We start from the raw sequence: 12,607 nt of genomic DNA on the forward strand, positions 1-12,607 counted from the left end.
CTGTGTCCTCTTGTTTTTCATACGCTTGGGATCAATCCCCATTCCTTCCTCCACAACTGCTTCTGACCAGGAGCTGGGACGGCACCACCACCTTGACCGCATGGGTCCTTCCCTCCAGCCTGTCCTTGAGCAGCAGCACCGCCCATCGGGCCATTTCCTCCGTGTCGATCCGTACGGTGGACAACGGCGGGTTCACGAACTGGGCCGCTTCGATGTCGTCGAAGCTGAGGATCCCCACATCTTCCGGCACCCGCAACCCCGCGGCCCTAAGGGCATGGATCACGCCGATGCTCATGGGGTCGCTTCCCACCAGGAACGCCGTAGGCAAGGTGCCCTTGGCTATGGCCTCCTGCATGAGCCGGTTCCCGTCCGCCGCGCTCCACTCCCCGATGTAGACATCTTCCGGATTGTAGCGTCCCAGGAGCTGCATTTTCCTCTCGAACGCAGCATGCCGCACGTCCTTGACCACGCTCCACCTCTCCTCGGGTATTTCCGTCAGGCATTCCTCCCCTCCGATGAATCCGATCCGCTGGTGCCCAAGCTCGGTCAGATAGTCCACCATCTTCTCCACCGCCCTGTCCAGGTCCGACGTGACCTTGTCATACCGTTCGTCATACTCCATCATGTTGTTGATGACCACTACCGGACCTTCCCCGTAGACCTCGGGAATTCCAGCCGTATTCACTCCTCCCACCACCAGGATTCCGTCCAAGCCCGCGAAGACATCTTCCTCCAGCTGCCCCACCGTCCGGACCACCGTCCGGATTTCCAAGCTCTCCAGGCTGCAGTATTTTTCGATTCCCAGCCGGATGGCCATGAAGTAGGGGTCGTTCAGCTCGTCTTCCTGGCTGCTGGTCAGAAGCAGCCCCACCTTCCAGTCTTTCGCTTCCGCCCCTTCCCCGCCTTTCTGGGGTGCGTTTTTCTTCCTTCGCCGGATGGGCTTGTAGCCCAAGGCGGCCACCGCTTCATGGATCCTTTGCCTGGTCTCGTCGGAAACGGAGAATGTCTTGTCCCCATTGAGCACCCGGGACACCGTCGCCTCCGATATGTTCGCATGCCTTGCCACATCCTTCATCGTAACCATGCGTTCCCCTTTCTTGTTTTACTAAATTAACTTCACCCTGCCGCTCTATAGTTGTTACTTTATCAGGATTCTCCTTGTTTTTCAAGAGGCATTTCCATATTTTACCAAAATCATTCGGTCTCACCTCTCTTATTTTACTAAATTATATTGTGCGGACGCCAGCGGGCATAAGGAAAAGAGGACGGCTTCGCCCATCCCCCTCTACAGGGCATGGGCGAAGCCGTCCTCTTTTCCTTTCCGTTCCCTACAGGGCCTTGACCCCTTCCTCGCCGGTACGGATTTTTATGACATTTTCCACAGGGTAGATGAAGATCTTGCCGTCGCCGATGTTTCCCGTCTTCAGGACCGCTTTGGCCTTGGTCACCACCAGGTCCACCGGGACCTCGCATACGATGATTTCGAATTTCACTTTAGGGAGCAAACTGATTTCATAGGGAACCCCACGATACATTTCCGTCTTTCCCTTTTGCATTCCACATCCCAGTACATGGCTGACCGTCATGCCTGTGATGCCGATCTCATTCATTGCCTCTTTCAGGTCGCTCATCTTCTCGGGACGTGTGATGATTTCAATCTTTGTCATTTTGTCCATATGCTCGTCTCCTTTCCTACAGGTCCATGTATGCGGAAATTCCATGTTCGATGGTGTCCAGCCCGTTGACTTCGATATGCTCCTCCACACGGAGTCCCATCAGCTTCTGGATGACGCTGAAGACCACAACGGCCAAAGCCACGGTCACGATGCCGACCACCGCAACCCCGATCAACTGTGACACCAGAAGGGAAACGCCGCCACCGTACAACAGGCCGCCTTCCATTGCGAAAACGCCCACCATCAGGGTGCCGAACACACCGCACACGCCATGGACGGAGATGGCACCCACCGGGTCGTCCACCTTCAGCTTGATGTCCACAAATTCCACCGCGAACAGCATCAGGATTCCGCTCAAGATTCCAACGACCACCGCTCCGCCAAAGGAAATGACATTGGCTCCGGCGGTGATTCCCACCAACCCGGCCAGGGCGCCATTGAGGGTCAGGCCTGCGTCAGGCTTGGTGTACTTCCAGCTGCTGACCAGCATGGCCGCCGCCGTGGCTGCGGCTCCGCTCAGCAGGGTGGTCACCGCCGCATGGGCGGTCGCAGGGGAGGTGATGTCCAGGGTGCTTCCCGGATTGAATCCGAACCATCCGAACCAGAGGATCAGCACGCCCAAAGCCGCCAAAGGAATGTTGTGTCCCGGAATGGCCCGGGCGACCCCGTTCTTGTACTTCCCTTTCCGGGGTCCCACCATGATGGCCCCCACAAGGGCGCAGAATCCGCCCACCGCATGGACGGCTGTTCCACCGGCAAAATCCAGGAAGCCGAACCGTTCAGCCAGGAAGCCGCCCCCCCAGATCCAATGGCCCACCGTGGGGTAGATCAGGGTGGTGGCCGCGAGGCAAAAGACCACATAGGAGGTGAACTTGGTGCGTTCCGCCATGGCACCTGATACTATGGTAGCACATGTTGCGGCAAAAATCGCCTGGAAAAAGAAAAACGCTTCAAAAGAAATTCCCGCAACCTCCGTGGGCACGCCCGCCAGCACGAAGTTGCTGGTTCCCAGGATGCCGCCCAGGTCGTTCCCGTACATCAGGCCGTATCCCAGGAAGTAATACCCCAACACACCGATGGCCACCGTTACGAAGTTCTTCATGATGATGTTGACCGCATTCTTGGACTGGGTGAAGCCGACCTCCACCATCGCAAAGCCCGCATGCATCAGAAACACAAAAACGCTGGCGATCAGGACCCACATCGTGTTCAATACCATTGTATCCATTCCATTTCCTCCTTAAGGTTTTGTCAAGGCGGCTGGTCCTGGGAACCAAGCGTGCGTACCGCGCGCGTACGCACCATTCGCTTGGAAGGGGGGCGGCCGCAAGCCTGGCCGAACCTTCCAAATAAACAAAAAAAGCCCATAGAATATGTTGTCATATTCTATGGACTCCGTTGCCCATGGATCAATCTGAATCCGTCCTTGAATTTGTAATAATGATATTACAAAACCACCGGACTTGTCAAGGGGTTTTTGAAATTTTCTTATGCCTGGTTCACGGAACCGAAAAGTTCCATCTTTTCCTTGACTGTTGCCTTGATCGCCTCATATCCGGGCTGCAACAGTTTTCTGGGGTCGAAGCCTTTTCCTGTCAGGTCTTTGCCTGCCTCGATGTACTTGCGTGTCGCTTCCGCGAACACCAGCTGGCACTCGGTGTTCACGTTGATTTTGGCTACGCCCAGGGAGATGGCCTGCTTGATCATGTCTTCAGGAATGCCTGTTCCACCATGCAGAACCAAGGGGATGTTGTTTGTGACCGCCTGGATTTTGGCCAGAACGTCGAAGTTCAGCCCCTGCCAGTTTGCGGGATATTTTCCATGGATGTTGCCGATGCCGGCGGCCAGCATGGTCACGCCCAGGCCTGCAATCTTTGCGCACTCTTGGGGATCGGCCACTTCGCCTGTTCCTATGACACCGTCTTCCTCGCCACCGATGGAGCCCACTTCCGCTTCCACGGAAAGGCCCTTTTCTTTGGCGATCCGGACGATTTCCATTGTCTTCTCAACGTTCTCTTCAATGGCGTAATGGGATCCGTCGAACATTACGGAAGAGAATCCGGCTTCGATGACCTTCAGTGCATGCTCATAGCTGCCGTGGTCCAGATGCAGCGCAACAGGAACCGTGATGTTCATGCTCTTGATCATGCCGTTGACCATGCCAACCACTGTCTCGTAGCCGCCCATGTATTTGCCCGCACCTTCGGATACGCCGAGGATTACAGGGGAGTTGAGCTCTTGCGCTGTTGTGAGGATCGCTTTTGTCCACTCCAGGTTGTTGATGTTGAATTGTCCTACCGCATACTTGCCTTCCCTTGCCTTGATCAACATTTGCTCTGCTGATACCAACATATTGTTACCTCCTGAATTGTATAATTTGAGATCTCCGGAGATTTCCGGACATCCGTATGGTTGTCTACCTCCCCCGGAACCACCCTACCTTGTGGACCGGAGCTGTACCCAGGTGCATCCATAGTACCATAAAAATACCTGTTCCTCAAGAAAATTGTGACTGCTTTTCCATTTTTCCCTGGATGTGCTATAATATTATCAAGAAAAGGAGGATTTCTTATGAAACCATTGCGATTGGGTATATTAGGCGTTTCCAAGCACTTCATCACACGGATCGTGCTCCCGCTGACACAGACGCCCCAAGTGGAGCTCTACGGAATCGCTTCCAGGGACCTGCTGAACGCGTCCAATGCAGCAAAGACCTGGGGAATACAAAAGGCTTTCGGCTCCTACGAGGAAATGCTCCAGGACAAGGAACTGGAGGCGGTCTACATCCCCCTCCCCAACCACATGCACCTGGAGTGGGCCAAGAAAGCCATGGACGCGGGCAAGCACGTGATCTGCGAGAAACCGTTGGCCATGGACGCCGCCCAGGTTGCGGACCTGCTGGCCTATTCCAAGGAAACCCCCGTCAAGGTCATGGAGGCCTTCATGTACCGCTTCCACCCCAAATGGGAAAGGGCCCGGGAGATCATCCGCTTCGGCGAGATCGGCGACGTCACCGCCATCCACACCATCTTCACCTACAACAACCGGGACAAGGCGAACATCCGCAACATCCAGGAATACGGCGGCGGCGCCCTCTACGACATCGGCTGCTATGCGGTCAGTTCCGCCCGCTTCTTGCTGGGGCAGGAGCCGGTCCGGGTCCTGTCCCTTATGGAGGCGGACATGGACTTCCAGGTGGACACCCTGACCTCCGGCATCATGGAGTTCCCCGATGCCCGCTGCCTTTTCACCGTAGGAACGGCCACCCATCCCCAGCAGGAGGTGAAGGTCTACGGCACCGGCGGGTCCCTGACGGTCACCGTCCCTTTCAACGACCATTACGACAGCTCCGGAGAGCTGCTGGTGCAGAACGGACTGGGCACCCGTTCGGTCCGCTTCCATCCGGTGAACCAATACCGCCTGGAATTCGAGGCATTCGCCAAGGCCATCCGGGAAGACCAGCCGGTTCCCATCCCCCTGGAGGACAGCCTGCAGAACATGAAGGTCATGGACGCCCTGTTCGCCTCGGGCACCTCGGCAAAATGGGAAAAGGTCCATTGATTCCGCACCAACTGGAAAGGGACGCTCCGCACCCCGCGGGACGTCCCTTTCCGGCGTCTTCAGACCAGCTTTTCATACACCACCACATCCAGCATCCGGTCGAACTTTCGGCCCACCTCCCGGAAATGGGCGCATTGGAAGTATCCCATCTTTCGGAAAAGGGCGATGCTGGCTTGGTTCTCCTCGCAGATGACCGCCAGCAAGGCCCGGAACCCGTGGCTTTTCGCATGCCCTTCGATAAAGTCCAGCGCCTGGGTGCCGATCCCCCTCCCTGCGGCCTCTTCCTTTAGATACAGCGTGACTTCCGCTGTGGTGTCGTAGGCTTCCCGGTTCTTGTACCTGGCCAGGAGCACGTATCCGGCCAGCGCCTCCTCCACCAGGACCGCAAAGGAGGCGTAGCGCCGGTCCCCCCCCAGGACCATCCCCTCCATTTCCGCAAGCTCCACCGGCTCGATGCTGAAGGTGGCGGTGGAGGTCCGCACATACTGGTTGTAGAGCTCCAGCACCTCCGGCAGGTCCCTGGGGACCAGGGGCCTAAAGGCGGCCAGAGCGCCGCCGTTCCCCTTGAACGGATCCGCTTTTCCCATGATTTTCATGTCGTTTGCAACCTCCCTCTCCATTTCGCCTGGAATCCGGTCCCGGATACAAGTATAGCATTTCCTGTCTTCACCGCACAAGCCATGGTGGCCGGATCCGCCAATAAATGATATACTGGATTTCCAACACGAACTTGCCCGCATGCATGGCAGGGGAACATCAGCCGACCACAAGGAGCCCCCTATGGACCTGCTTCTCTTTTCCTTCAACGCCATCTCCCCTTTGATCCTCATCGTGGCCCTGGGATACATCCTCCAGCGGGTGGGCATCATCGACGACCACTTCGTGAACAAGGCCAACATCCTGTGCTTCAAGGTGGCCTTCCCCGTACAGCTGTTCAAGAACATCTACGAAATCGACTTCCAGCAGGACTTCAACCCTGCCCTGCTGGGCTTCGCCATCACCATGGTGTTCGCGGTGGTGTTCGCCACCCTGCTGCTGGCGCCCCGCTTCATCCACAGCCGGGCCCAGCGGGGGGCCTTCATCCAGGCCGTGTTCCGGGGGAACTTCCTCCTTCTGGGGCTGGCCCTTGCCAACAACCTGTTCGGAGTGGAGGGGACCGCCCCCGCCTCCATGCTGCTGCCGGTGGTGATTCCCCTCTACAACCTGATCGCCGTGGTCCTCCTGACCTACTATGCGGCCCCCGCCCTGGAACAGTCTTCCCTGGAGCCTCCCAGGATCTCCATCCGCCAACTGGGCCTGGAACTGGTGAAGAACCCCCTGCTGGACGCTTCCCTCTTGGCCATGGCCCTCTCCCTGGCCCAGGTGCCCCTGCCTCCTTTCGTCCGCACAACCGCCACCGACATCGGCAAGCTGGCCACCCCCCTGGCGCTGCTGCTCCTGGGAGGCCAGTTCAAGTTCCAGTCCCTGGAAGGCAAGCTGCGGCTGGCGCTCGCCGCTACGGCCCTGCGGATCGTGCTGCTCCCCCTCCTCATCACCTCCCTGGCCGTCCTGGCGGGATTCCGGGGACCGGAGCTGGGGGCCCTGTTCGTCCTCTTCTCCTCCCCCACGGCCATCACCAGCTTCATCATGGCGAAAAACATGGCCAGCGACGCCGAACTCACCGGCCAGATTGTGGTCCTTACCACCATGGGCTCCGGAATCACCCTGTTCATCGGGGTGCTCCTCTTGAAATCCTTCCAGCTGATCTAGGACCAGCCGAACAGGTTCCGGAGCCGCTTTCCCGCCTGGACCACCAGCAGGGGCAGGAGGGAGAGGCCGGCCACCAGCAGATACTGGCCGCCGGAAAGGTCCGCCACCTCGAACATCCTCCGCAGGAAACCGACCTGCAGGACCCCCAAAAGGAGCAGGACACCCAGCCCCACCGCCAGCAGGCTGTAGGCGTTCCCAAAGAACTGCCGCAGTCCCAGCGGCGGGTCCATCCTGCAGTTGAACCCATGCACCAAGCGGGACAGGCTCAAGGTGGCGAAGGCCATGGTCATGGCTACCCCATGGCTCCCCGTGGACAATCCGACCCCATAGGCGGCCAGGGTCACAGCCCCGATCACAAGCCCCTCCAGCAGGACCTCCATCCCGAAGGCCCTGTCCAGGATGGGCTTTTTCGCGTCCCTGGGAGGGGCTTCCATCAGGTGCCCGTGGGCCGGCTCCAGACCGATGGCGATGGCCGGCAGGCTGTCCGTCAGGAGGTTGATGAAGAGCAGGTGCACCGGAGCGAAGGGGGCCGGGAGGCCCGCCAGGGATGCCGCAAGCACAGTCAAGATCCCCGCCGTATTTCCGGACAGCAGGAATTTGACCGCATTCTTGATGTTCCCGTAGATACTCCTCCCGTTCCCTATGGCTTTGACGATGGTGGAAAAGTTGTCGTCCATCAGCACCATGGAGGCGGCGTCCTTGGCCACTTCCGTTCCCGCGATGCCCATGGCGATGCCGATGTCGGCCCTTTTCAGGGCGGGAGCGTCGTTGACCCCGTCACCGGTCATGGCCACCACATGCCCCAGGTCCTGCCACGCCTGCACGATCCGGATCTTGTGCTCCGGGGAGACCCGGGCATAGACACTGATTTCCGGCACCCGCTCCCGCAGCTCCTGGTCCGTCAGGTGCTCGATTTCCGCCCCTTCCACAGCCTTGTCCCCTTCCCGCAGGATGCCGATCTGCCGGGCGATGGCGGAAGCCGTCACCTTGTGGTCGCCTGTGATCATGACCGGCTTGATTCCCGCCCTGACGCAATCCGCAACCGCCTGGGCGGATTCCAACCGGGGCGGGTCCATCATGGCCACCAGCCCCAGGAGGGTCAGGCCATCCTCGTCCTCCAGGGCCGGTGCGCCCTGCTCCGGAAATTCCCGGCAGGCGAAAGCCAGCACCCGCAGACCCTGGTCCGAAAGGCTGTGGTTGGCTTCCTCCATGGCCCGCAGGTCGTCCGGACCGATGGGACGGATCCTTTCCCGCACCTGCACATGGGTGGCCCGCTGGAGCATCACATCCAAAGCCCCCTTGGTGAACAGGACCCGCCTGTCGTCCACCTGGTTCAAGGTGCTCATCAGTTTCCTGTCGCTGTCGAAGGGAAGCTCCGCCAGCCGCACATGGCGCTTCCTTGCCTCCAGCTCGTCCATTCCGTAAAGGTCCCCCAGGTGCACCAGGGCGATCTCCGTGGGGTCCCCGATCTGCTTCCCCTCGTCGCTGACGGCGTCGTTGCAAAGGATGGAGGAGAGCAGCAGCTTCCGCTCCAGCTCCCGGGCCAGGTCCAGCCCGCCCGCCTCCACCATCCTGCCGTCGAAATACAGCTTCTGCACCGTCATCTTGTTCTGTGTCAGGGTTCCCGTCTTGTCCGAGCAGATGACGGACACGCTTCCCAGACTTTCCACCGAATGCAGCTTCCGGACGATGGCGTTCTCTTGGGCCAGCTTCCGCGTCCCAAGGGACAGCACGATGGTCACGATGGAGCTCAGAGCCTCCGGTATGGCCGCCACCGCCAGGGAGATGGCGAACAGCAGGGCGTCCATCAGGGGATTCCCCCGGTACAGGCTGAGCCCGAACACCAGCCCCGAAATCAGCAGGATCAGGAACGCCAGCTTCTTGCCGAAGGCATCCAGGTTCCGCTGGAGGGGCGTTTCCTTTTCCTTCGCCTGCTCCAGGAGAAGGGCTATCTTTCCGATTTCCGTCTTTTCCCCCACCCCTGTGACCAGCACCATTCCCCTTCCATAGGTCACGTGGCTGCCGGAAAAGGCCATGTTCACCCGGTCTCCCAAGGAGACCTCCTCCCTACCTCCGTCCAAGGCCTCCACGGATTTCTCCACGCTCACGGATTCGCCGGTGAGGGCGCTTTCGTTCACCTGGAGGCTGTTGCTCTCCACCACCCGGCCGTCAGCGCCCACAAAATCCCCCGCTTCCAGCAGGAGCAGATCCCCCACCACCACCTCCGCAGAGGGGATCTCCTGTTTCAGCCCTTCCCGCAGGACCTTGGCGTTGGGGGAGGACAAGGCCTTCAGGCTCTGTATGGACTTCTCCGCCTTCACGTGCTGGACCGTTCCCAGCACCGCATTCAGGATGACCACCGCCACGATGACCAGGGTGCTTTCCATCTTGCCCATGGCTGCCGAAATCCCCGCCGCCACCAACAGGATCCACACCAGGAAATCCTTGAACTGGGAAAGGAACACCACCGCAACCGATGGCCTTTTCGCTTCCGGCAGCCGGTTGGCTCCATGGGCGTTCCTGCTCCCTTCCACTTCACCCGGGTCCAGGCCCCTTTCCGCCGTTCCCATCCTTTCGTACGCCTCTTCCCTGCTCCACTTGTACTGTTTTTCCATCCCTTTCCCTTTCCGCCGTCCTCGGACGCGCTTGGACGAACTTCCCGTCCCATCAAAAAAAGACCCTCCGCTCCCTTGGGGGATCGGTAGAGTCTCACATAACGAAGCTGTTCCCGGCACCGGGCCTTTCGGCCGTCATGACGATGCGGGGTCCTGGAATCCAGGCTGTTACTCCCTCTATCACTTTCCATTCCACAATACCACGCAGGAATCCGCCTGTCAACAGGATTCTCTGGCCTTTGCAGGGATTCTGTGGTATAATTCCTGTCATGGCAAACCACAACGAAACGGAGGTTCCATCATCATGAAACCGGTCATCGAGAAATCCAAGTATGAGAGCATGCTGGACAGGCGGATGTACAAGTTCCCTCTGCTGCTCATCATCGTAACCTTCCTCTTCACCTATTTCCTTCCTGTCCTGATGCAGCTGGTGAGGACCCGCAGCACCCAGGACCTGTTCACCCCCATGCTCTTCTCCAACTCTTTTTTCCGGGGGATTGTCATCGGCGTCGCCCTCTACTACATCATGCGCATGATGGTCTACCGCTCCGTCAAGCAGTCCCACGAGCTGGAGTCGGTGACGGACCCGGAATTCGCAGACGCCTGGTTCCTGCCCTGCGCCATGGGACAGCGGCTCGACAAGGTCCGGCTGGGGAACCTGATCTTCAACGGGGACACCTACTACTTCCAGCCCAACAAGCAGTTCACCCAGGACCTTCCCTTCAAGGGAAGCATGACGGAGGAGCCCCTGCATGTGGAAGTGACCGACAACACCAGGAACTGGCCCCTGCGGATCCTGGCCGGGGACACCCGGGTCCTGACCCTCCGCAGCCAGAGCGGCATCCACCAGGGGGACTTCCTCGTACCCGACCCGGAAGCCGTCAGGGAGGAGCTGGAACGCTTCCTGAACGAACGGGCCCTCCACAGGGAATGACCGCAGCAAACGCAAAGAACCCCTTGGCATCCTGTCGCATGCGACCGGAGCCGTGGGGTTCTTTCTTTCTATTCCGACCCGTCTCTATCTCTGGTCGTAAATCCCGCAAATCATCCTTTGTGTCTTCAGCGCCTCGCCGCCGTCGACGGCCGGCTTGCGCCCCTGTTCCAGGGCATCGTAGAATTCCCCGATCTGCTTCACATGGCTGACGCCCCAGTAGGACTTCACATTCCCGTAGGAAAAGCTCTCGTGGGGGTTGGGTCCCGCCTCCAGCTTCCTTCCGTCCCCGAAATCGACGGTGGCATTGTCCGCCACCAGCTTGGCGATGCCCTTTTCACAGACCAGCTCGATCTCCACCGGGGCGTCGTATCCATAATAATTTATGGCGTAGAATCCTGCTACGGCGCCGTTTTCGAAATGCAGCACACCTTCCGCCACATCCTCCACCTCGATCCTGTCATGGGCCCGGTTGGAAAGGTTGGCGAAGATCTTCGTGATGGGCGCATCGATGAACCAGCGCATCAGGTCCATGGTATGGATGGCCTGGTCGATGAGGACCCCTCCGCCCTCCATCTCCCAGGTGCCTTTCCAGTCGCTCTTGGAATAGTATTCGTCCGAACGGTCCCAGGTCACCATGGCCCGGGCGGTACGGACCTTTCCCAGGGCTCCGGACTCCAATGTCTCCTTGATCAGGACCGAGCCGGGATTGTATCGGTTCTGGAAGATGACCCCCAGCGTCTTCCCCGTCCTTCGGGCGGTCTCCACCATGGCTTCCGCATCCTCGAGACGGATGGCCATGGGCTTTTCCGTCAGCACATGGCATCCCATCTCCATGGCCCGGATGGCCATGGGCGCATGGAGATGGTGGGGGGTGCACAGGTGGACCACGTCCAGGGATTCCTTTTCCAGCATCTCCCTGTAGTCCGTGTAGCCCCTGCAGCCGAAGGCCTCCGCCTTCTCCCGCAGCCGGTCCTCCTTCACGTCGCAGACAGCCACAAGCTCCGTCCGCTCCCCATGGGCCACGGGATAGGCGTGCATGGGAAAGATGTTTCCGCATCCGATGATGCCGACCCTGAATTTCTTCATGTTCTCCTCCTTAAGCCCACCACATGGCGGACGGCTTTTCCTTCAACAGGACCCCCTGCAGGAAGCGCACGGCGCTTTCCAAGCCTTCCTCGATGCCCATCATGCTGTCCTCATGCTCTATGCTGATGGCATAGTCGTAGCCCACGCTGCGCAGGGCGCTCATGATGCCCTTCCAGGCCAGGGCGTCGTGGCCGTAGCCCACTGTCCTGAAGAGCCAGGAGCGCTTGTTGGTCTCGCTGTAGTGCTTGATGTCCAGGACGCCGCTTTTGGCCACATTGTAGGGGTGGATCTTCGTGTCCTTGGCATGGAAGTGGAAGATGGCCTCCCCCAGGGCCTCGATGGCGGCCACCGGGTCCATCCCCTGCCAGTACAGGTGGCTGGGGTCGAAGTTCGCGCCGATCTCTTGTCCCACCGCATTCCTGAGGCGCAGCAGGGTGTCCGGATTGTAGACGCAGAATCCCGGATGCATCTCGATGGCGATCTTGTCCACCCCATGGGCCTTGGCGAATGCGGCCGCCTTTTTCCAGTAGGGGATCAGGACCTCGTTCCATTGGTACTCCAGTATGGTCATGTAGTCGTCGGGCCAGGAGCAGGTCACCCAGTTGGGGTATTTGGACCCCTCCGAATCCCCGGGGCAACCGGAGAACGTGTTGATCTGGGTGATGCCCAGCTTTTCCGCCAGCAGGATGGTCTGCTCGAATCCCTTGTGGAACTCTTCGGCCAGGGCCTTTTGGGGATGCACGGGGTTCCCGTGGCAGCTGAGTGCGGAGATTTGGATCTTGTGCCTTTCCAGGGTGGCCTTGAATTCTTCCAGGGCCTTGTCGTCGTTCAAAAGGACTTCGGGATTGGCATGGGCGTTGCCCGGATAGCCGGCGGTGCCGATCTCCACCATTTCCACACCCAGCCCTGCCAGATGGCCAAGGGCTTCGTCCAAGCTTCGGTCCGCCAGCAACACGCTGAATACGCCTAATTTCATCGTCGTTTCC

The 12,607-nt window shown here is 59.3% G+C and carries 11 protein-coding genes; 3 read left to right on the forward strand and 8 right to left on the reverse strand.

What is annotated here, in order from left to right:
- Window positions 1-31: 31 nt before the first annotated feature.
- The 4 genes from GXN74_RS06485 to fba form a co-directional block, all read right to left on the reverse strand.
- Window positions 32-1,084, reverse strand: coding sequence for a LacI family DNA-binding transcriptional regulator (locus tag GXN74_RS06485; protein WP_162370114.1), 1,053 nt, complete (start codon window positions 1,082-1,084; stop codon window positions 32-34).
- Window positions 1,085-1,328: 244 nt separating this feature from the next.
- Entirely contained in the window at window positions 1,329-1,676 is a 348-nt protein-coding gene (locus GXN74_RS06490; protein WP_162370115.1) for a P-II family nitrogen regulator, read from the reverse strand.
- Window positions 1,677-1,692: 16 nt separating this feature from the next.
- Complete coding sequence (locus tag GXN74_RS06495) at window positions 1,693-2,904, reverse strand: ammonium transporter (protein ID WP_162370116.1); 1,212 nt, start codon at window positions 2,902-2,904, stop codon at window positions 1,693-1,695.
- Between the two features lie 260 nt (window positions 2,905-3,164).
- Complete coding sequence (gene fba / locus GXN74_RS06500; protein ID WP_162370117.1) at window positions 3,165-4,028, reverse strand: class II fructose-1,6-bisphosphate aldolase; 864 nt, start codon at window positions 4,026-4,028, stop codon at window positions 3,165-3,167.
- 219 nt (window positions 4,029-4,247) lie between these two features.
- Here fba and GXN74_RS06505 point away from each other — a divergent pair, with 219 nt between their 5' ends.
- Entirely contained in the window at window positions 4,248-5,237 is a 990-nt protein-coding gene (locus tag GXN74_RS06505) for a Gfo/Idh/MocA family protein (RefSeq protein WP_162370118.1), read from the forward strand.
- Window positions 5,238-5,296: 59 nt separating this feature from the next.
- Here GXN74_RS06505 and GXN74_RS06510 read toward each other — a convergent pair whose 3' ends face one another.
- On the reverse strand, window positions 5,297-5,833 hold the full coding sequence (locus GXN74_RS06510; RefSeq protein ID WP_212505727.1) for a GNAT family N-acetyltransferase: 537 nt from the start codon (window positions 5,831-5,833) through the stop codon (window positions 5,297-5,299).
- Window positions 5,834-6,017: 184 nt separating this feature from the next.
- Between GXN74_RS06510 and GXN74_RS06515 the strand changes: the two genes are divergently transcribed.
- On the forward strand, window positions 6,018-6,986 hold the full coding sequence (locus GXN74_RS06515) for an AEC family transporter (protein ID WP_162370119.1): 969 nt from the start codon (window positions 6,018-6,020) through the stop codon (window positions 6,984-6,986).
- Here GXN74_RS06515 and GXN74_RS06520 read toward each other — a convergent pair.
- The gene (locus GXN74_RS06520; protein ID WP_162370120.1) at window positions 6,983-9,601 is read right to left on the reverse strand and encodes a cation-translocating P-type ATPase; all 2,619 of its coding nucleotides are present in this window, start codon (window positions 9,599-9,601) and stop codon (window positions 6,983-6,985) included. The genes GXN74_RS06515 and GXN74_RS06520 overlap by 4 nt on opposite strands.
- 304 nt (window positions 9,602-9,905) lie before the next feature.
- On the opposite strand from GXN74_RS06520, the gene GXN74_RS06525 reads away from it, so the two are divergent.
- Window positions 9,906-10,535 carry a hypothetical protein gene (locus tag GXN74_RS06525; RefSeq protein ID WP_162370121.1) on the forward strand — a complete coding sequence of 210 codons (630 nt, stop codon included), beginning with the start codon at window positions 9,906-9,908 and terminating at the stop codon, window positions 10,533-10,535.
- Window positions 10,536-10,619: 84 nt separating this feature from the next.
- On the opposite strand, the gene GXN74_RS06530 is transcribed toward GXN74_RS06525, so the two are convergent.
- Together GXN74_RS06530 and GXN74_RS06535 are read right to left on the reverse strand one after the other, a co-directional pair.
- Window positions 10,620-11,621 (reverse strand): Gfo/Idh/MocA family protein, encoded by a 1,002-nt coding sequence (locus GXN74_RS06530; protein WP_162370122.1) that lies wholly within the window; start codon window positions 11,619-11,621, stop codon window positions 10,620-10,622.
- A gap of 10 nt (window positions 11,622-11,631) precedes the next feature.
- Window positions 11,632-12,597: a sugar phosphate isomerase/epimerase family protein gene (locus GXN74_RS06535; protein WP_162370123.1), complete on the reverse strand. Its 966-nt coding sequence runs from the start codon at window positions 12,595-12,597 to the stop codon at window positions 11,632-11,634.
- Window positions 12,598-12,607 lie beyond the last annotated feature (10 nt).

Source organism: Anaerotalea alkaliphila (assembly GCF_010179735.1).
Lineage (GTDB): Bacteria > Bacillota > Clostridia > Lachnospirales > Vallitaleaceae > Anaerotalea > Anaerotalea alkaliphila.

Excerpts from the sequence above, each read along its gene's own strand:
- GXN74_RS06485 (WP_162370114.1), bottom strand. The coding sequence starts at position 1,084 with ATGGTTACGATGAAGGATGTGGCAAGGCATGCGAACATATCGGAGGCG.
- GXN74_RS06490 (WP_162370115.1), bottom strand. The coding sequence starts at position 1,676 with ATGGACAAAATGACAAAGATTGAAATCATCACACGTCCCGAGAAGATG.
- GXN74_RS06495 (WP_162370116.1), bottom strand. The coding sequence starts at position 2,904 with ATGGATACAATGGTATTGAACACGATGTGGGTCCTGATCGCCAGCGTT.
- fba (WP_162370117.1), bottom strand. The coding sequence starts at position 4,028 with ATGTTGGTATCAGCAGAGCAAATGTTGATCAAGGCAAGGGAAGGCAAG.
- GXN74_RS06505 (WP_162370118.1), top strand. The coding sequence starts at position 4,248 with ATGAAACCATTGCGATTGGGTATATTAGGCGTTTCCAAGCACTTCATC.
- GXN74_RS06510 (WP_212505727.1), bottom strand. The coding sequence starts at position 5,833 with ATGAAAATCATGGGAAAAGCGGATCCGTTCAAGGGGAACGGCGGCGCT.
- GXN74_RS06515 (WP_162370119.1), top strand. The coding sequence starts at position 6,018 with ATGGACCTGCTTCTCTTTTCCTTCAACGCCATCTCCCCTTTGATCCTC.
- GXN74_RS06520 (WP_162370120.1), bottom strand. The coding sequence starts at position 9,601 with ATGGAAAAACAGTACAAGTGGAGCAGGGAAGAGGCGTACGAAAGGATG.
- GXN74_RS06525 (WP_162370121.1), top strand. The coding sequence starts at position 9,906 with ATGAAACCGGTCATCGAGAAATCCAAGTATGAGAGCATGCTGGACAGG.
- GXN74_RS06530 (WP_162370122.1), bottom strand. The coding sequence starts at position 11,621 with ATGAAGAAATTCAGGGTCGGCATCATCGGATGCGGAAACATCTTTCCC.
- GXN74_RS06535 (WP_162370123.1), bottom strand. The coding sequence starts at position 12,597 with ATGAAATTAGGCGTATTCAGCGTGTTGCTGGCGGACCGAAGCTTGGAC.